The following is a 19,022-nucleotide window of genomic DNA, read 5'->3' on the forward strand; positions in this document are numbered from 1 at the left end:
ACCTATATACTGCTTCATGAAAAAGTTAATACTATCCCTGTCTATCATTCTTTGTACTGTGGCCGCGCAGGCACAGTTCATATTTGGCCTCAAATGGGCAATGGGAGACGCTTTCCAGAGTAAGCCTGCTCCTGCTACCGGCATTCAGAAAAATGATGCCAAACCCTGGCTGGCCTACCAGGTTGGATTTACAGGCGAATATCGTTTCAAGAAACATTTCTCTCTGACATCCGGGCTGTTACTCAGTGGTAAAGGCGGTAAGTCTGAATCCTTCTATCAAAACGTCACCTTTAACAGCAGTGCAGGTCTTTCCGTTATGACTGCCAGTTTCAAAGGGCAGAATAATCTGAATTACATAGAACTGCCGTTAAACCTGGTATACAACCTGAATGTAGGGAAAGGTCATTTCTTTGTAGGGCCGGGCGGATATGTAGGCGCGTTTATTGGCGGCGGAACAAAAGGTACGGTCCAGCTGCAGGATATGGCCTCCAGTAGTCCTAATTTCACTACTATTACTGGCGTGTATTATGGCAGTATCATTTATAACCCTCGTTCGGGCGAGCCAATTCCTACACCGCAGCAAGCTATCAATCCGGATACCAAAGCGCATGCAAAGGGTATCGATGCAGGCGGTAATGTAACGTTGGGATATTCTTTCGACTGGGGTTTGCAGTTCTCCCTGAATTACAGTCATGGCTTTACCGAAACCAACTACGGCAAGAACCGGACAGCCACTATTGGTATTGGCTATCAGATAAGAAGACAACATTAAAGGGCAACCAGGTTATTTCTTGTCGAAATAACCTGGTCTCTTCTATTCATTATCGGGAATATATACAATTTCTCCATTCTCCAACTGATACGCAGTTCCCACCTTCTTACCATTGCCGGATGTTGTTCCTTTCTTTCCGGCAGGCATATATTTACTGACCGTATTCCCTTTCCTGGTAATAATTTCCATGTTCTCTTTTCCGGGGTTTTTCACTACAGTGAAATCTTCTTTGCTAAACATTTCCGTCATCTTGTACCGGCTCACAAGCGCCACCATTAAGGCTACTGCAAAAACGATACTGACGTCAAACAGATTGGCTACCGCATGTAGTGGGTTTACGTCTTCCTGCTCTCTGATCGCATAACGACGATAGTTACGATTTGCTTTCATATGCTGCCTGTTGAATAATATCGTTTACAAATTCCACTCTGTTCTGATCTGCCGTAAACCAGCGTTGTTTCGCTTGCAGCAAGAGGAAGCCTATTGTTCCTATTACAAGTCCCAGTACAGTGGTATTAAATGCGATCTGCATCTGTTCGCTCATAGTGGCAATGTCGCCGGTGGCAAGCCCACCCAGCGCGGGCCCCATAGGAATCAATGTTCCCATCAGGCCCAGGATAGGTCCTGTTTTACTCAATGTTCTGCATCTGTCCAGTTCCCGTTCACAGTTATTGTGGAAGTCGGCCAGCAAACGATTGCGATGCGCTTCACTATCACTTCTTGCAATCAGTTCCTGCATAGTGTCTGGCAGCGGCCCTTCCAAATGTGCAGCCAATTCTCCAAAAGATCGTATATGCGTATACGTTAATCCATTCAGTTTGGCGTCCAGTATTTTATTCTCCTTGGTTCTGCGAACGTATTGCCGACTTCCCTCCCATAGCTGTCGAAATGCCTGTATCAGAAAATAAAGGACAGCTACCATTACTGGTACCATCAGTCCACTACTCAGCCAGTATATCACCTTATCTAAATATTGCATAATGCTTATTTTTTTTAATGCACGATTTCAGGCATAGCAGTGCCGAACAGCACCGCCAATATGCCCGATAGTATTAATAACCCGTACCTCCATTCCAACCGCAGGTAACGGTCTGCCAGCCGTGCGCATGAAACTGCGCCTAACACTAGAACGGCCGCTACCAGGCATGCATAGCCAATGGCGATTGCTTCAAAATCAATACTCAATTCTCTGTAGAGACAAACCTCCGTGTAAAAGAGTCCGCATAACAATACCGGGGAAGGTATCGGCAACGCCTTCCGAAATGAGTAAGATGGCTGTTGCAGCCACCATTGATTTAACTGCAGTTGGAAAATGATATCCAGCATGATCAAAATGGAAAAATTCCGCCGGATGTTATCCTGGTCTAACCAGTGGAGTATCGTACTGCTGTCTGTATTTATCACCAGGTAATGCAGCAGATATAGGGAGACGGCCAGTACGCCAGCCGGCAGTAGTTTCCCTATCCAGGAGCTGCAACAGGACAGCTGTAAAATATACAGCAGTCCCGTTGTGCAGGTAAATCCCAAAATCACTAGCTCCATGTTATTTCTTTTTCCTAATCAAAACCAGGCCTACAATGGCTACTGCTGCCACAATGAAAAGTAGTGTACGCCAATTGGAAGATGACTGTTGATGGATGGTAGCCCCTTCTGTTGTTTGCGCTGTTTTTTTCAGCACCACCGCAGCTCCTTGCTGACCGGTACCATTGGGCTGCAATGCGGCATTTACGGCCGACGTATACGCCCCCTTTATTTCCTGGGGCACATAGTGTTGCATTTCCTGGCGTAGTGCCGCATTCCCACATACAAACTCCGTACAGCCGGCGCCGTAGTTGGAGACCAAGGTAGCATGGAGGCGGGCAATTTCCTGGCGTTGTACAGGCGTTGCCTTCCATAGTCCTTTCCTGGCGGCTTCCATCATAACGCCTGTAAGCTCTTCCAGGGCAGCGGGGTTTTGTTTTTCGAAGAATGTACTGGTATTTAACTGGTAACGGTCACGGATATATACCTCATGTAACTGATCCCAGAGTTCATTATCAATTACGGTTGGTTTCATGACATTCCAACCGAAAATATTGCGGACTGTTTCCGTCATTTTCTCTGCGCTGCTGCTCTCTCCTTGTTGCATATCTTTTATCCATACGGGATTTAGCAGGGTACTGCGGGCTTCCACCCAAACCGCCTCTTTCAGTGGTTGTACGCGGGCCGCAACAGGATTACGGAAATCGTTCAGTACGGCGGTGGGTTCCTTGCCGGTAACGAGTCGTACTGCATTATTGAGCCCTCCCATAAATTCGTATACATGGTCCAGGCTCAGCGGGCCCCAGGTATTACTTTCACGGGGTTGTACCACTACGTCTGTGTGTTGGAGTGCCGCTTCAAATAGTCCTTCTCTGAATAAAGCCCATTGGCTTGTATCATTGTAAGCGGCGCCCATATTATGGATGTAAACGTTTGCAACTTCATCGCGGTTATTATAGCGATCGCCACTTTCCACCATGGACATAATCCCGGTTCCATAATTCCCATTAATACCGCCAAATACCCGCAGGGATGCCATCTGTCGGGCCTCTTTCGGAGTGAATCCTTTTTGTTTCAGCATTTTCTCCCCTGCTTGCACGCCATCTGATACATAATTAGGTTGCGTTTTATCCGCAGCCGCAGCCGCAAGAGCCACCGCCCTGTTGATTAATTCCAGTCTGCTGGCTGCCAGGTCCCGGAATTGTCCTGCTGTTTGCACTACTACATCAATGCGGGGGCGTTGTAATTCCGAAGAAGGGATCAATCCCAGATCCGTAATTCTGCCCTGCGGGTCTCTGACTGGCGCGACTCCCAGCAGATAGAAAATTTCCGCCAGCATGGCCCCTTCGGTACGAATAAATTCTCCCGGCCATAAGGTGAGCGCTACTTTTCTGGGCCAGGCTCCCTTGTGCTCGGATTGGTACTGTGCCACCAGGTCTTTCGCCAGTTGTACTCCTACTTGCCAGGCCTGTAATCCAGGCGTCTTTTCCGCATCGATACTGAACAGGTTCCGGCCCGTGGGTAATGCGCCGGGATTGGCCAACGGATCTCCGCCAGCGCCAGGGAGCGTATACCCGCCGGAAAGGGCATTGTCCAATGCCGCCAATTCCCGGTCTGTACTGGCAAGCAGTAGGGAGACATATTTCGCTCTGCCTGTATCGGCCCCACTCATCAACGAAGCAGTTCTCTCTGCCTGCATTTTCGTATATGGCTTGCCGATAGTATATAACCCGCTGTTTACTTTTTCATTTACCATTTCTTCTACTAATCCTTGCAGTTTTGTTAGTTGCACAGTAGTGAGGGTAATAGCGGTATCTAATTCCATTTCCTGGTAATAGCCCAATTTGCGGGCCGATTGACTGATCGTATTAGCATAGGCTGTTTTGAGCGCCCCTTCTTCCAGTGCATCCCATCGGTGCAGTTCTTCTTCCAGTCGACTCACTTCTGTACTCCCTCCTGCATGCATGAAAGGTGGCGTTAAATGTGAAAGGATGGTCGCATAGCTACGTCTTTTGGCAATGATCGCTTCTCCTACATTACTCATCGTATAGACGTAGAAGTGAGGTATGGTTCCGATCAATGCGTCGGACCAGTCTTCATTTCCCAATGCTACCTGCTTTCCTGGTGTGAATTCAAGACTCCCATGGGTACCGAAATGAATAATTGCATCTGGTTGAAACACGTGCCTGGTCCAGAGATAAGAAGCGATGTAAGGATGAGGCGGCGCTACTTTAGCGCCATGTACGATTTTAAAAGTATTCTCTCCTATTGCAGGTAAAGGCTGTGGCAGCAACACCACGTTACCGAAGGAAAGGCGTGCTACGGCCAGAAAGGCCGTGTCTCCCCTGGTCTCCTGCATATAACTACCTGGCGCCTGGCCATATTTTTCCAGGACCGATTTCCAGGAAGCGGCCTCCAGATCTGACTTCGCCCATTTCTCATAAGTAGAAACGTTTATCCATGCGGGCGAGCCTTCTTTAAAGAACTTTTGCAAATTCCCTGCTGCATAAGGATTCAATATGCTGCCACTCTTCTGTATTAACTGGTTTAATGCTGCCGCATCTTTTGGCAGATTTTCTACCGTATATCCTTTTTGTTGGAGATGTAGCAGGGTATTATACAAGCTGGGCGCCACCTCCAGATTTCCGGCCACCAGGCTGCTCAGACCGGGACCTTTGAAATAATAAATAGCGATTTTCTTATCGCGGTTGGGTTTATTTTTTAATGACAACCATCGGGAGATGAGATCTGTAAAGCGATCCAGTCGCTCAGGAATAGCGCGGAAAATATCATACCCATTTTCATCTTTGTATTGCGCCACTATTGCATATGGCGCCACAGCGCCATCCAGCTCCGGCGATACGATGCTCATGGTAAGCAGTCCACCATTCATTCCTTGTGGATTTGCTTTCCATTGATCATAATTCATAAACACGCTGATCGGGCTGAGAACAGGAATATTTTGCTGGTTTAACCAGGCCACTACTGCCGGCGAATTCCCCGGGGCCAGGCGGCCGTGCGGCATTTCCACTACTATATCCGGATGAATAGCCTGCAGGAATTCCAGTCTGCGCTTATTCCCAGCCATAGGATATACGTTCCAGCCACGCCGTTGAAAAACGGTGATGATCGAGTCCAGATGATCCCTGTTGGCATTAAAAGGACCAGGAACAGAGGTCACCAATGCAATCCTGGGTGCATCCATTTTAAACAGATGATTTGATTGTAGCCAGGATTCGTAAGCGGCTACCTCGCTGAAGTATATCTCTTCATTCACATGAAAAAGCACATCTGAGGCGATGTTCACGGGCGATGCCGCTGGAAGCGCCGCATACTTTTTCCCATCCAGGGATATGCGCGCATAATGCAAGAGGTTCCTGTAATTCGCATTACCACCATTACGCATATACGCAGTTACCAAAGTACGCTGACTATCGCTCAGATTGGTGAGGTCCCCTTGGGGATCTGCGGCAGCTTCTTCAAAAATACGCAGCCCTTTCCTTCCTGCTTTACGCATTTGTTCCGACTGCAACGCCGTTAGATGAAGCCCTCTTCCAAATACGAGTGCCACATCATAACCTGAAACAGACGACAAGTCTGATATGGCAACAGACTGTAGCTTCACCCATCTGCTGTCATTTGCTTTTTGCATACGGGCCACCGTAAAGGAGGGATAGTTGATAAGCGCAATTCGCGTTGCAGCGATGTGTTGCTGATAATAAACAAAAGCAAATATGAAGATGCCTACCACCGGCAATAACCAGATCAACAGGCGCTTGTAGCGGATAAAAAAGTGTTTCATTAATTCAGTTCTTTGTATTCAAATGCAGGATATCCAGGTGTTCCAGTGACCAGGCTTTTAAAAGCTGTAAACCGGATTTTAAATAACTTTCCGTCAGCATCCGACAACAAGAATGTTTTCCAGTCATACACCTTATAATTGCCAGCAGCATGCGGTTGCAGGATCTGCCACCAGCTTTTCCCAATAGCATCTGCTTTCTCTACTGGTCCTAATGTCAGGAAGTCTGCACGTGTGAGCGTTCCATACCTGCCTTTGCTACTAGCCACATTATTCACTGGGGCGGCAGGATCATCGCTGGATGCCAGGTCTGCGGCAGGATTATCTACCGCTACTTTTACGCCTGCCAGTCTGTTATGTAATACCGCCATGGTGACTACATAAGATCCCGGAGGGCCTCCACCCGCAACGGTTACGCCGGTACACATAAAATCCCAGTTTTTATAGGATGGTTCCACTTGCACTGTTTTTCCGCTCATCAAACTGAAGTAGGTAAAATTGGTAGTGGCATCGAGGGTAATGGTTTGTGATTTCGGGTTGCTTCCATCCAGATTGGCGTAGCGGATGGTAACCTGGCTGGCCGTAGCATCAGAAATAGAAAATTTCATATAGCCATTACTGTTAGCACCGGAAGGGGGCGTTTTACCCAGATCTATAATATAGACTAACTGCTTACTTTTACCCTGATTGTCTGTCCAGGCTCCTACACTGGTGGCAGTAACATCCAGGGAGGTGTTTTCATAATTGATTTTTATGCCCGAAGCTGTGGCTGGTAAGGCCACCACGCTGTCGAAGTTCGCGCTGGGAATCCTGTAAATACCTGCTTTCTTTGCACCATTGCTGATGATGGCTTTACCACCGCGACTCTGTACCGCAATATCCCAGGAGCCTGCAGCTACCGCAGTCATTTTTCCGGTGCTCAGGTCTACAAAAACAGTACTATCGTATGACGCTCCCATACCGGCTACCATGGTGCCTTCTGAAAGGGATGGCGGCGTATAGGCGGTATCTTTTTTCTTGCAGGCAGCAAAAAATACCAAACCCGCACTGAGGGTAATCAGTTGTTTCAATTGCATATAATGTTGATTTTAATATTTTCAGAAAGTGTATGCGGCCCGGATAAAAGCAGTTCGTCCCCAGGCAACCGGCAATGCCGGCTTGAATCCCGAACGTAACATCAGTCCATCTTTGCCATCACCGGTTTGCACTACATCCGTGACGTTTAGCAGGTTCTTTATACCGATGGTCAGCATCAGTTGGTTTGCGAGGAAACTGCGGGTGGCAGAGAGATCCCAGAGACTATATGCGCCAAGTGTTCGATCTGTCAGTTTACCATCATTGATACCAAACTGGGCTAATGGTCCGTTGTATTTCCATGCGCTTATAAAGCGTACAGCTGGCAGTTTCCAGTTGTACATGCCTTGCAAACCTGCTTCCCAGCTACCAAACTGCTGTTGCATACTATTGCTGCCACTTCGGGAAAGGTATCCCAGTGATGGCTTCAGCTGCCAGCGGTCTCCATAGCTGTATGCCATGTCCAGATTGATTCCGCGGGTACTGAATTCCGGAATATTCTGGTAGGTGCGGGCCACATTGATTGTTTGATAGGCAGGCGGCAAGGTTGCCCTGTCCAGTTCTACCAGTTCAATTTTATCCCGGATATGATTGAGGAATGCAGTGAGATTTATTTTCCAGTTGTGGCGAATATCACCTGATTTATAATGAATTCCAGCGCTATAGTTATGTGCCAGCTCCGGATTCAGGTCTGGATTCCCAATGATATAGTGGTTAGCATTTCTGAAATCCTGGAATAGCTCCCGCTGGCTGGGGGCGCGGAACCCGCGGGCATAACCCGCACGCATATACCAATGTTCATTGATATTCCAGCGGAGTTGAAGACTGGATATCAAAGGTAGTCCGGCCCCAAGGAAGTTGATCTCCCGGGCATTATAGCGATTATTGTAGGTATAGCGCAATCCGCCCTGGGCTTCCAGTTTACCAAAAAAAGTTGCGCCCAGACGCGTGAAGACGCCGATATCGTTGATCATTCCAGCCGCCGCAGATACTCTGTCGCCCTCACTGTTACTGAGATTTACATCATATCCCAACTGGTAATTCAGGTGATAACGGTCTGGTTGTTGATGGCTATAGGCTGCGCGGAAGGTCCAGTTGGAGAAAATATTGCCGGCATTACTCATCTGTTTTTCAGATTTATTCTGAAGGTTGACCAGGTATTGTTCGCTGGTACGATCATAATAGCTATAGCTGTTCACCACATCCAGGTAACTATTATCATTTAGTTTACCATTGATAAAAGCCAGTGCAGTAGCACGATTCGTAACAAAACGATTATCCGTTGCCGTTAGATAGGCCGTTCCAGGATCAGCATTTCCCGGCGCGTCGGCCAGTTCATTAAAATATTGCAGGGAGAGGCCAGCATGGAGGTTCCCCCATTTGCGATATAATTTCAGGTTGCCGGTGGCCTGCGTTTTTGGATTCCAGTTCTTACCTCTCACGGAACCATCAGGGGTACTGACAGTAGATTTATAGCTATCAGATGAAAAGCCGCCAAACCAGGTGTAGCCGCCGCCGGCCATGAGGTTCCATCCTTTTATGTTTTTGCCCAGCCATCCACTGCCATTGTACTGCCCTACAGATTCGAGGTACTGCGCCAACCCACCTTGCCAACCTTCTCCAGGCTTCATTTTCCGGGTGATCAGGTTAATAGTTCCTGCCAACGCATTGGTCCCATATTCCACACTTAGCGGGCCTTGTATTATTTCTACACGTTCCACCTGGTTCAGATGGAGTTGTTGCAGATCAAATTCATTGCCTTCTCCACTGATCATAGGAACGCCATCCACAAGGATTTTTACATTCTGTCCGGTAATGCCTTGCATGATAATATTACTACCCAGAATATTGTCGCTGATAATACGCACATTCATTTCAGTGGTCAGCAGGTCCATCAGATTTACCGCTCCTTTTTCCTGGATACGTCGGGCATCTATTAAGGTAATCGGGAAAAGACTCTGAGAAATTTTAACAGGTTGGCCCTGGCCTGTTACCACCACCGGTTCCAGGTCTTTGACTGCATTCTGCTGGGCATGCAGCGTCCCATATGCTGCCAGCAGTGGCAGCATCCAAATTTTTTTCATAAAAAACAAGCAACAGTTAGCTCCCGGTCAGCACAGAGACCGGAAATCAGGATACATAGTTGATAATGGGCAGACGATGGCCTACCCGGAAGTATTCATATCAAATGGAGGGAGGACCTTTATTAGAGGCGGCCAGTAAGAGGCGGGAAATATTATAACTAGGTGGATGAACGTACAGAACAGTTAACAGAATTGGTTTCGGGAGATGAATGTCCGTGTTGCCGGACAGGTAATTACTGATATAATCATCGCAAATGGCACAGCTGCCGGATATATGTGCCTGATGATCCTGTATGTCCTTTTCATGCAGGATACCCGGATAGGCTTTCATCCGCTGCGCCTGGGCAAATACCATCCTTGCATCCGGGCCATGATGATGCATAAAAGGAACCACCATACCGTAAAGTAAGTACAGTAACAGCATGGCGGTAGCCAATAAGCTATATTTCCTTTTATGATTCCTCATGAAGAGGCAAATATAGCAGATTAAATCAAAAAATGAAACATTGTTGCAAAAAATAATTGCGATCGGGAAACCCTGGCTTAACGGATGTTCTAGCCGTAAATATAGTACAGCAGGCAGGCGATTCCGCTGAGTAGCGTCAGGATGTGGAGAATACAATGTTCCAGGTTAGGAGCAGGATTTTTACCTCGGGCGGGCAGCATGATGATGGTTTTGCTGAAGATACGTTGATGCAGTTCCTTCCAGTTACTTTGCCATGCAAACCTGGCTCCGAAGAAATAGGCCGTCCACCAGGTATAGATTTCCCCTGCGAACATCAGTCCCAGTTCTACCGCCGCCACCAATGCCATAATTTTACAGTCGCTCAGCAATGCCAGCACAGGGAATCCCATGGATATAAAATGTATAGCCGCTTCCGTTAGTTGTTCTTTGCGCGTATATTCTCTCACGTTATTGAACGGGAATAAGTCGATATGGGTGGTAATCTGATGGTAAATCAAATGCAGATTAGTCAGGACGATAGCGAAGAGATAGAACATTTTACCACTGATTATTACCCTTCAAATTTGCGACAGCAACGGCAGGGTTGCAAGCTGCATTCGGTTATCCACCGGCTAATTACCGGTGAACAGCGGTAAAATATCGGTTAAATTTCCAGTGGAATCCCCCACTCCATGATGGGGGTAAAAATGGTAATCCGCCATAGTGGTGTCTCCCGCAACCACCGCAACAGATATGAAGGGTAATACTTAACTTTAGGATGATTAACACTGACGGATATGCAAAATTATGAACGTAAAACACCGCAAGACCTGAACTGTGGCATCACCGTTTATATGAAAATAATGGGCGGCAAATGGAAACCTTGCATCATTGACCTGATACATCGCGGATGTCATCGTCCCAGCGAAATGCACCGGCAATTACCGGAAGCCACGCCCAGAGTGATAGATATTCAACTCCGGGAACTGGAAGTCTACGGGATAGTATGCAAAGAATTACAGCCCGGGTTTCCACTGCGCTCCGATTACTATCTAACTCCACTCGGCGAATCCTTGCTACCAGTGATTTCCCTGATTGACAAATGGGGCGCCACTAATGCCGATCATGTACAGCAAGTGACTGCTAACCTGAACGCCTATACCGAATAGTTTTTCGGTTATTGACTCCGGTCATGTATATACGGACTTTTGTCTTTCAAAATCTGTATTGTACATGAAAACGACGATTAGCAGCAACCAACCACTGCGCGAAATAGCCAATGTATTCCTATGGCTGGGAATAGTATATATCACCTGGACATTCATGCATCCTGCAGATCCTTATCTGCAATTTACTAAAGAGGTGCTGGGGCGATATTTCCCCGTTAGATATTTCTTAATCCTGCATATCACCGCTGGCGGTGGGGCTATTATCCTTGGGCCATTCCAATTTTGGAAACGATTGCATGCCAATGGCTGGAAGCTTCATCGTATTATTGGTACCTTTTATCTGCTGGCCGTTCTTGCCAGTAGTATCTGCGCCATTATACTGGCTTCCACGGCCTCTTACGCAGTAGGCTGGTCTTATGCCTTCTCTTTACAAGTATGGGCCACCGTTTGGATCAGTTCCACTTTTATTGCCTACAGAATGGCGTTGAAACGCAAATTCAAACAGCACCAGGAATGGATGGTCAGAAGTTACCTTGTAACACTGGCATTCGTGATATCCGGATTATTACTGCGTACGCCCTGGGTAAAGGAGTTGGGCAGTCTGGCCGATGTTGGTCCCTCCTTTTTCTGGCTGGGATGGGCTGTACCCATTTACCTCTATGAAGTCATTTTATCCGCCAGGAGAAAAGCCTGATGATTAAAACCGGGCCATCATTCTGCCTTCTTCTCCGGGATACAATGATGGTACGGGATCTGACTGAAAAAGGGTTTTGGAATGAATATCCATGCCGGAGAGCCGGCCGTAAAATCCGGCCCCGGTATCCATATTCCAGACATTGCAGGCATGCATGGGATTATATTCATCGTAATTGAGCGTAGGGGTATGACCGATATAGATCTCCGAAAACAGCCGCAGCTTATGCGGGTACAATTCCGGATGCTCTGCCACTCTACTGTTCATCGTTCGGGCCAGTTCCCAGAGGGTACGGTCCCGCATGAGCACCGATACATCGCCCTGCGAAGCGGGCCCTCCATCCGCCGTATAACCGCCATGAATGAAGAGTCGGCCTTCTTCATCCTTGTAGTAGTAATGCATGTTCAGGAAAAAATGGAGATGCTCCTGCATAGCAGCCGAGGAATAACCTTGATAGCTTTTTATCGTAGCAACGCCATGGTTCTTCATCCAGTCCATCCGGAACAAGTGTCCGCTTAACCAGGTCTCGCACATATCGTCATGATTTCCTTTAATGAATATGCAGGAAATCCGCGTTTGTAAATCTATGAGAAAATCTATGAGCTGCGCAGATTCCGACCAACCGTCCACATAATCTCCCAGGAAAATCAGCTTGTCATGGGGCTGGGGATTTATCCGCTCCAGGAGCTGTTGCAAGGCACGGAGTCCTCCGTGAATATCTCCTATCACAATGGTTCTTTGGTTCTTCATTGTATCATCATTTTTCATAACTTCAAGATAGGCTTCTTTTGTGGGAATACCCATTCTATCAAACAAAAGTAACGTCATTCCTGTTTATAGACCATCAGTATCTGAGCAACGTGCCGGCTCAACATCCAAATATCATCTTATGGAAAGGTATCAATATTCCGCTTCCAACGCCAGGATCTGTATGACCTTAAGCGCCATTGCTTATGCAGAATCAATGGCCGCAACGGAGTGGCTGCTAACACAGCCAGCACTCGCTACCAATGCGGAATGGGAATTGCAATGGTATGGCGCGGCTGGAGAAAATGCCTTGTATTGTACTTACCATAAAAACAGTGGCGCATATGCCATTGCTGTACGTGGAACGGCATGGAAAGCGTTCTCTCATATTTTCGAAGACCTGGATGTACTTTCTGTACATCCCTGGCATAATGGATATATCGCCAAAGGCATCTGGGATGGCTTGCAAAATCTGGTATCTATTCTGAATGTCTCAGGCCATTCCATTATTCCTTATCTCCGCGAAACCTGTTTTCAGCAAAAAGAAGTACCTACTATTTATATCACTGGACATGGCCTCGGAGGCGCACTGGCCACCGTTTTATCGCTATACCTGCAGGAACAACTGGGACAGCCAGCTAACCTGATCGTATATACGTTTGGTACACCGGGAGTTGGAAATGCTACCTTTGCCGCCTATTATGATCAGATCTTTAATACCATGCTCTGTCAGGCTTTCCGGGTATATAACGATAAGGATGTAATCCCTTATGCCTACGGCGCCTTGCAGGAAATCATGGAGAAAAACATTCCGGTAGCAATGAAAGGAATGCTGCAATTCTTCTGGGATAACAGTATCCGGGTGCTCACGGCGGTATTGCAGCAAATGGACCGGAAATATGTACAAACAGGCCCATATACACAGGTCCTCTCCAATGAAGCCATGCGGGTGACGCCCTATGATATACAACCTGTTCCTCCTGTGAACAGAGGCGCTCAGTTAAACAGTTGGTGGATGTATGAACATGGCGTCACTACCTATCTGCATTTACTGGAACTGCCTGCATTACCCGCAATACCTTATCCCATACCCGTTCCGGGGGTTTAAAACTGCCATGTCCATAAAAAGGAATATCTTGCCACTTATTAGTGTTACCCAAATTTTATGTGAATGAATAAAGAGCAGGAAACCATTGCCAAAGATATTGCTCAAGCCATATCTAGTCTGATTGAAAAGCTGAATGCCAAAGTAGATGCAGCCACTGTAGTAAAGCGAACCACCTTACAAGCCGGCGTTTTTGATTTTGTCAGATTCGAGTACAAAGATGGAGACATCTACCTCTACTCTACCGATGATGATTTCAGTGATGCAGATATGCACCTGGAAGGCATTGCCGTACCAGGAGCGCTGACAACGCCAGCAGACGTAGCCTCGCTGGCCCAGGTACTGCATGAACATTTGTACCCCATTATTGCGGCCTATGATCAGCTGCCTATCCTGGATTACAAATTGGTTGTATACGGAGAAATTTTAGTAGGGCAGACACGGGTCCATATACCTGAGTATGTTCATATTTCTACCTCTAAGAAACAATTACTGCAACGCAACATACAAACCTATCTCAACGAAAGGGTAACTAACGGCAACCACCCTACGAAAGAATTGGAGAGTTTCTTTTTGTCGAGGCACCTACTGGATGAAACGCTGCGCGGCCCCCTCGAAATGCCGGTGATTAAATCCGTTTTTGATAAGATACAGCAGCTGAATAAAGCCAACAAAGATGGATTAAAACAACACCGATATCACCAGATCAAGGCATTACGGAGCTGGGCGGAAAAACAATTCCTGCCTACCTACTATGATATCAGCAGTAATCTATTTCAAGGTACCACATATACGCTGAAGGCTGCACATCCGGCAGCGTCGGCATCTCTGCTGGAGCTCCTGTTATATACTACCGTGATGATGATCCGCTATGAGCCGAATTATACCCGCCCTGTTGGCGTACGCTTTGCCGAGATAGCCGGCGAACTGGGCAACACCAGCGCCGCCACCCTGTTGCATTCCGGCACTGGCGCTTATGCGCCGCTCAAAACAGACGTTGTAGCCATAAAGGCAAATGATATCCTCGCAGTAGTAGAGATCCATATTCTCCAGGAAACAGCCGATGCCTATGCACAGGCACTGCAATATCTTACGCAATTGTTACAGCAGGAGTTTCCCCGGAGTTATGCCATCAAGCTGAAATCCAAAGTGAAACAGCTGCTGGACATTAAGAAACTGGGTAAGAAAGATACGCAGCGTTTCTTCGCAAACGCCCTTCAATACCCCACTTTATATCCTCTGTTGGAAGCCTACGCCAGAGTAGCTTTCGCGGAGAAATTTGAATGGTACACAGATGTGGAAGATGAGCTTTGCACCATGCCGGGTACCTATGCAGTATTTGGACTCGGACTCACAGATGATACCTGGTTTCCGCTGGTAAGGGACTATATGAAGCAGGTAGACAGCGAGCACCAGTCGGTTCAAAACCAATTTACAATTGCGTTTACCGCTAAATTTGGGGTACATCTCCCTACCATCCCTACCCTGGTTTCCTGTTTGCTGGCATGTCAGGAAATGAAGCCATTAAAGGAATTTGTTGCTTTTGAGCAACCAGAAAACCTGGGGCAGTTGCTGGCAGCGCTAAAGGAACAACCTGATTATAATGTGGAACATGTCATTGCACTGATCTGGGGCTCCAAACAGAAACTGGCTACAGCTGCCAAAAAGAAAGATGCACCACCTGCATTGCAACAATTACTGGCCCTCGCCGGGAAGTAAATAATAGAATATTCCATTTGCAGCGTTGGCGCTTGAAAAGTTCAGCAATAATAAGCTGATACCACAAGCGACGACGCTGCAATTTTTTATTATTTTAGTCGTTATCCTATACGAGTATGAAAGTTTTCTCTGTACTGTTGTTAACAGTCATCTTGTTTGGCTGTCAGCATCCCACTACTGTCCCCCTGTTTCCTTACCAGGAGAATGGCAAATCCGGCTATATCGATCAACAAGGCAACGTTGTTATTGCCGCACGTTTTGCGGCAGTACAAGACTTTTCCGAAGAGCTGGCTGCTGTTCGGACAGACGGCTATTATGGCTATATAGATAAAGCCGGGAAGTTTATGATTGATCCGACTTATGATTATGCCACTCCTTTTTCTCAAGGGATCGCATTGGTGTACAAGGGAAGCATCGCGCGGTACATTGATAAATCCGGCCAAACGGTAACGCCTGTATTTTTGGAAGGAGAAGTCGCCACCAATGGTACTGCCATCGTCACCAACTTCGGCGGAAAAAAAGGACTTATAGATACAACGGGGAAACTAATCCTGGACACCACTTATCAGCAACTGAGCCGGGAGGAAGGCGGATTGATGTACGCTACTGATGCAAAGGGAACATTTCAACTACTGGATAAGAAGGGACAACTATTGCCTTTCTATAACACCTATCCTACCTTATTTCCCTGGCGCGAGAAATATATTCTTGGGATATTAAAAAGCCCTGATAGTAGCCACAATGACAGGGCTGTACTAGATCTCTCCGCAAAAGAAATCATTCGATATAACAGCGCATTTGTTTATCCACTTGATTTGTCGGACGATAAAATAATGCTGGAGAAAACATTTAACTACACCAGGCATGAAACGGCACTATATGATTTAAAAAGCAAAGATACCCTTCTTAATAACGTGGAGGACTATACGCCTTTTAATAATCATTGGGCACTGGTGAAGAATAAAGATGGGAATGTGATGATGGTAGGAAGTGCGGGAAACCTCATACCTACCAGCTTTAAATACTTTGAGAAACAGGGATTCCAGCATGGTTATGCCTTTGTAGCAACCGATAAAGGATACGGACTCATTGATACAACCGGCCAATTTGTTATTAACCCACAGTATAACCAGATTGTTCCCTATGGTAGAACAGTCAACACATTTTTCTTCGGAAAAATGGATCATAGCGATTATGGATTAATAGGCATGGCCAACAACTCAGGGCAAACGATTATACCTCCTGTACTCCAAAGTATTGACAAACGCGGATTTGTAAGTGGATTAATGCTATGCACAAAGGATAATTTATCGACTTACCTGGATACCAGTGGAAAGGTCGTCTGGCAGGAAAAAAAAGGCGCTACGTTATTACCAATGAACATCGATTATGTTCGGGATGGCGATTACTATGTCAAAGAAGAGGATGGATGGGGATATATAAAGTTCTTTCGCAGAATCCCTCCCTATAAATATTATTCCGTTCCCAAACCATTTCACCAGGATAACAAAGATCTCACAAAATCCTTACTGGTAAGGGTAGACACTGCCCACCAATACACTTTTGACCGGCAAAATAAAGGCTATAAAGTACAGATCTTAAACAATGCTGACACTTCTATTTCATTGCCTGTACAGGATTTTAAACTACATATGGTCCTGATGGCCTTCCTAAACAATCAGTGGGTCCCGATCGAGCAATTCCCTGTGGCAACTTGTGCACACCCAACACATACGTTTAATTTAAAGGTAGGATTTTTCTGGGAGCTGTTTTGTCCTCAATATGTAGGAGCCAAACAAGTACGCTTACGGATGGCATTGCGTTACTGGATAAGTACAGATGCCGCATTTGGCGAAGTATACAGCAATGAATTCAGTGGTAGTATAAATCCGGGCCAATTGTGGCGCAGCCAGGAAAACAAATTGCAATATAAGGTGAGCATATTCCAACAATAAAGGATAAAAGTTGGATTCGGTTAATCAATGGCGCTGGCATTAACACTACCTTTATTTTAGTTTACTCAGCTACTATATGAAAAAAATTACGCTTCCATTATCGCTTATCCTCTGCATGATAATAGGCATGATGGAGTCCTGCGAAACCACTTCTTCATCCGGTTCTCAACCCAGATTTCTCATACAGGAGAATAACAAGTACGGCTATATGAACGAGCGGGGAGAAACTGTTATCGCGGCCCGGTTTGCAGCAGCACAGCCTTTTTCAGAAGGCCTTGCGGCTGTGCGGGAAGAGGGTTTGTATGGCTACATTGACGAATCAGGAAGACCCGTCATTGCTTCAAAATTTGATTATGCGTTGCCTTTTTCTGAAGGACTCGCATTTGCTTATATAGGCGATATCGGCCAATACATAGACCGATCCGGGAACACCATCATTGCAGGATTCTCAGAAGGAGATGCTTTTCTCAATGGTAAAGCAATAGTAGGATCCAGACTAAAACGCTACGGCTTGATTGACCGCACAGGGAAGTTATTAGTGGACACCATTTACCAAAACCTGATACTGTTGAAAGATGGACTCCTCTTAAAATATAAGGGGGAAGACTCACCCTGGGAACTGACAGACAGCATGGGGCATCCGCATCCTGTTATGGAGGAAATTGTACATCTTCAGCCACCTTCTGATGGATACATGATCGCCGAGCTAAAAACACCAGATTCCAAACATAATAACGCCCTATTATTAGATTCCTCCGCAAAGGAAATATTCCGGTATAACTCTAGTAACCTAATGCCAGAAAGATTATCCGATGGTAAAATTATCCTTTCACACCCCGACTCAATAGGCCCAAATAGTGGATTCCTCTTCGATTTACATAATAAGCAAATCCTCTTAAGAGGAATTGGACACAGTCCAACCGGCTTTTCCAGTAACAGGACGTTTATGGAAGTAAATGATAAAATCGTTTTGGTAAAAGGTAACGGAGATACAATTCCCTCTTCATTCAATAACTATAAACACAGCGGATTTCAATACGGCTATGCATTTGTAGAATCAGGCAACAAATATGGCATGATTGATACAACCGGAAAATATATCATCGCCCCACAATATGAGGATATCCTGGAGTATCAGCAGACAGCCCAATACTTCTTTTTTAGTCAGCAGGATAAATCCGGAAAGGACAAAATAGGAATGGCCGACAGAACCGGCAAAACAATTATTCCTCCTTCCCTGGACGCCATTGCAGGGCAGGGATTTGTAGATGGACTTCTGTGCTGTTATAAAGACAGCCTGCTCTCCTATATTGATCAACAGGGGAAATTAGTGTGGCAAGAGAAACGTCCGTCTCCATTAGCACCGGTTAATGTCGACTACCAACTTAGAGGTTATTGCCTTGTGGAAGAAGACACCACTGGGAAGATGCGGTTCTATGAAGAAGCAACGGCGCATTATCCACTGCCACAACCCATTAAAGACCGTGGCCAGTATGCCGCTAATGCACTCCAAATAAAAGTGGACGCTGCTGTAATACCATTTGAAAAAGACTATAAAGGTTTTAAAGTACAAATCATCAACAATACTGACAGCACCATTCAATTCGACGCACAGGATTACCGGCTGGCAATGAACATGCAAGCATATGTAAACAACAGCTGGCAAAACCTGGAACACCTACCGAATAGCTGGTGTGGAAACAGTTACTGGCAAATACCGCTGTCTGCCGGCAAATACTGGGAATTAGCCTGTCCTGCATATGAGGGCAGCTTAAAGGTGAGATTACGATTTTCGCTTCGGTATGCTAAAGGCCGGGATATGCAAGGAGAAGTTTTTAGCAACGAATTTGATGGAAGTATCAATCCTGGTCAGCTATGGAGAAAGGGCCGACATTATGCTACGAATATAATGGACCCTTACTGATAAAAAAAGATAGC

16 protein-coding genes are annotated in these 19,022 nt (G+C 46.3%); 7 read left to right on the forward strand and 9 right to left on the reverse strand.

Features of this window, described 5'->3' with window-relative positions; all coding sequences use genetic code 11:
* Positions 1 to 16: 16 nt before the first annotated feature.
* The gene (locus CLV59_RS16695; protein ID WP_111593196.1) at positions 17 to 772 is read left to right on the forward strand and encodes an outer membrane beta-barrel protein; all 756 of its coding nucleotides are present in this window, start codon (positions 17 to 19) and stop codon (positions 770 to 772) included.
* 42 nt (positions 773 to 814) lie between these two features.
* Here CLV59_RS16695 and CLV59_RS16700 read toward each other — a convergent pair whose 3' ends face one another.
* From CLV59_RS16700 to CLV59_RS16735, 8 genes are all read right to left on the reverse strand, one after another.
* Positions 815 to 1,162, reverse strand: a complete 348-nt coding sequence (locus CLV59_RS16700) for a DUF2149 domain-containing protein (RefSeq protein WP_111593197.1) — start codon at positions 1,160 to 1,162, stop codon at positions 815 to 817.
* A complete protein-coding gene (locus CLV59_RS16705) occupies positions 1,146 to 1,751 on the reverse strand; it encodes a MotA/TolQ/ExbB proton channel family protein (RefSeq protein WP_111593198.1) in 606 nt (201 codons plus the stop codon). Before CLV59_RS16705 ends, CLV59_RS16700 begins: the two co-directional genes overlap by 17 nt.
* Before the next feature lie 14 nt (positions 1,752 to 1,765).
* A complete protein-coding gene (locus CLV59_RS16710) occupies positions 1,766 to 2,314 on the reverse strand; it encodes a hypothetical protein (RefSeq protein ID WP_111593199.1) in 549 nt (182 codons plus the stop codon).
* A gap of 1 nt (position 2,315) precedes the next feature.
* The gene (locus tag CLV59_RS16715; RefSeq protein WP_111593200.1) at positions 2,316 to 6,095 is read right to left on the reverse strand and encodes a cobaltochelatase subunit CobN; all 3,780 of its coding nucleotides are present in this window, start codon (positions 6,093 to 6,095) and stop codon (positions 2,316 to 2,318) included.
* Positions 6,095 to 7,168 carry an HmuY family protein gene (locus CLV59_RS16720; RefSeq protein ID WP_111593201.1) on the reverse strand — a complete coding sequence of 358 codons (1,074 nt, stop codon included), beginning with the start codon at positions 7,166 to 7,168 and terminating at the stop codon, positions 6,095 to 6,097. Before CLV59_RS16720 ends, CLV59_RS16715 begins: the two co-directional genes overlap by 1 nt.
* Positions 7,169 to 7,189: 21 nt before the next feature.
* Positions 7,190 to 9,250, reverse strand: coding sequence for a TonB-dependent receptor plug domain-containing protein (locus CLV59_RS16725; RefSeq protein ID WP_111593202.1), 2,061 nt, complete (start codon positions 9,248 to 9,250; stop codon positions 7,190 to 7,192).
* 100 nt (positions 9,251 to 9,350) lie between these two features.
* Entirely contained in the window at positions 9,351 to 9,716 is a 366-nt protein-coding gene (locus CLV59_RS16730; RefSeq protein WP_146616220.1) for a hypothetical protein, read from the reverse strand.
* 89 nt (positions 9,717 to 9,805) lie between these two features.
* Entirely contained in the window at positions 9,806 to 10,252 is a 447-nt protein-coding gene (locus tag CLV59_RS16735; RefSeq protein WP_111593204.1) for a hypothetical protein, read from the reverse strand.
* A 240-nt stretch (positions 10,253 to 10,492) separates the two neighbouring features.
* On the opposite strand from CLV59_RS16735, the gene CLV59_RS16740 reads away from it, so the two are divergent.
* Together CLV59_RS16740 and CLV59_RS16745 are read left to right on the forward strand one after the other, a co-directional pair.
* A complete protein-coding gene (locus CLV59_RS16740; protein WP_111593205.1) occupies positions 10,493 to 10,864 on the forward strand; it encodes a winged helix-turn-helix transcriptional regulator in 372 nt (123 codons plus the stop codon).
* A 64-nt stretch (positions 10,865 to 10,928) separates the two neighbouring features.
* Complete coding sequence (locus CLV59_RS16745; RefSeq protein WP_111593206.1) at positions 10,929 to 11,558, forward strand: DUF2306 domain-containing protein; 630 nt, start codon at positions 10,929 to 10,931, stop codon at positions 11,556 to 11,558.
* Between the two features lie 3 nt (positions 11,559 to 11,561).
* On the opposite strand, the gene CLV59_RS16750 is transcribed toward CLV59_RS16745, so the two are convergent.
* Positions 11,562 to 12,308 carry a metallophosphoesterase family protein gene (locus CLV59_RS16750; protein WP_111593414.1) on the reverse strand — a complete coding sequence of 249 codons (747 nt, stop codon included), beginning with the start codon at positions 12,306 to 12,308 and terminating at the stop codon, positions 11,562 to 11,564.
* 139 nt (positions 12,309 to 12,447) lie between these two features.
* On the opposite strand from CLV59_RS16750, the gene CLV59_RS16755 reads away from it, so the two are divergent.
* The 4 genes from CLV59_RS16755 to CLV59_RS16770 all read left to right on the forward strand — a co-directional run bounded on the left by CLV59_RS16755 (position 12,448) and on the right by CLV59_RS16770 (position 19,008).
* The gene (locus tag CLV59_RS16755) at positions 12,448 to 13,413 is read left to right on the forward strand and encodes a lipase family protein (RefSeq protein ID WP_111593207.1); all 966 of its coding nucleotides are present in this window, start codon (positions 12,448 to 12,450) and stop codon (positions 13,411 to 13,413) included.
* Between the two features lie 63 nt (positions 13,414 to 13,476).
* On the forward strand, positions 13,477 to 15,129 hold the full coding sequence (locus CLV59_RS16760) for a DUF6138 family protein (protein WP_111593208.1): 1,653 nt from the start codon (positions 13,477 to 13,479) through the stop codon (positions 15,127 to 15,129).
* Positions 15,130 to 15,245: 116 nt separating this feature from the next.
* Positions 15,246 to 17,084, forward strand: coding sequence for a WG repeat-containing protein (locus CLV59_RS16765; RefSeq protein WP_111593209.1), 1,839 nt, complete (start codon positions 15,246 to 15,248; stop codon positions 17,082 to 17,084).
* Between the two features lie 76 nt (positions 17,085 to 17,160).
* Entirely contained in the window at positions 17,161 to 19,008 is a 1,848-nt protein-coding gene (locus CLV59_RS16770; RefSeq protein WP_111593210.1) for a WG repeat-containing protein, read from the forward strand.
* Positions 19,009 to 19,022 lie beyond the last annotated feature (14 nt).

The organism is Chitinophaga dinghuensis (genome assembly GCF_003259435.1).
Taxonomy (GTDB): domain Bacteria; phylum Bacteroidota; class Bacteroidia; order Chitinophagales; family Chitinophagaceae; genus Chitinophaga; species Chitinophaga dinghuensis.

Excerpts from the sequence above, each read along its gene's own strand:
- CLV59_RS16695 (WP_111593196.1), top strand. The coding sequence starts at position 17 with ATGAAAAAGTTAATACTATCCCTGTCTATCATTCTTTGTACTGTGGCC.
- CLV59_RS16700 (WP_111593197.1), bottom strand. The coding sequence starts at position 1,162 with ATGAAAGCAAATCGTAACTATCGTCGTTATGCGATCAGAGAGCAGGAA.
- CLV59_RS16705 (WP_111593198.1), bottom strand. The coding sequence starts at position 1,751 with ATGCAATATTTAGATAAGGTGATATACTGGCTGAGTAGTGGACTGATG.
- CLV59_RS16710 (WP_111593199.1), bottom strand. The coding sequence starts at position 2,314 with ATGGAGCTAGTGATTTTGGGATTTACCTGCACAACGGGACTGCTGTAT.
- CLV59_RS16715 (WP_111593200.1), bottom strand. The coding sequence starts at position 6,095 with ATGAAACACTTTTTTATCCGCTACAAGCGCCTGTTGATCTGGTTATTG.
- CLV59_RS16720 (WP_111593201.1), bottom strand. The coding sequence starts at position 7,168 with ATGCAATTGAAACAACTGATTACCCTCAGTGCGGGTTTGGTATTTTTT.
- CLV59_RS16725 (WP_111593202.1), bottom strand. The coding sequence starts at position 9,250 with ATGAAAAAAATTTGGATGCTGCCACTGCTGGCAGCATATGGGACGCTG.
- CLV59_RS16730 (WP_146616220.1), bottom strand. The coding sequence starts at position 9,716 with ATGAGGAATCATAAAAGGAAATATAGCTTATTGGCTACCGCCATGCTG.
- CLV59_RS16735 (WP_111593204.1), bottom strand. The coding sequence starts at position 10,252 with ATGTTCTATCTCTTCGCTATCGTCCTGACTAATCTGCATTTGATTTAC.
- CLV59_RS16740 (WP_111593205.1), top strand. The coding sequence starts at position 10,493 with ATGCAAAATTATGAACGTAAAACACCGCAAGACCTGAACTGTGGCATC.
- CLV59_RS16745 (WP_111593206.1), top strand. The coding sequence starts at position 10,929 with ATGAAAACGACGATTAGCAGCAACCAACCACTGCGCGAAATAGCCAAT.
- CLV59_RS16750 (WP_111593414.1), bottom strand. The coding sequence starts at position 12,308 with ATGAAGAACCAAAGAACCATTGTGATAGGAGATATTCACGGAGGACTC.
- CLV59_RS16755 (WP_111593207.1), top strand. The coding sequence starts at position 12,448 with ATGGAAAGGTATCAATATTCCGCTTCCAACGCCAGGATCTGTATGACC.
- CLV59_RS16760 (WP_111593208.1), top strand. The coding sequence starts at position 13,477 with ATGAATAAAGAGCAGGAAACCATTGCCAAAGATATTGCTCAAGCCATA.
- CLV59_RS16765 (WP_111593209.1), top strand. The coding sequence starts at position 15,246 with ATGAAAGTTTTCTCTGTACTGTTGTTAACAGTCATCTTGTTTGGCTGT.
- CLV59_RS16770 (WP_111593210.1), top strand. The coding sequence starts at position 17,161 with ATGAAAAAAATTACGCTTCCATTATCGCTTATCCTCTGCATGATAATA.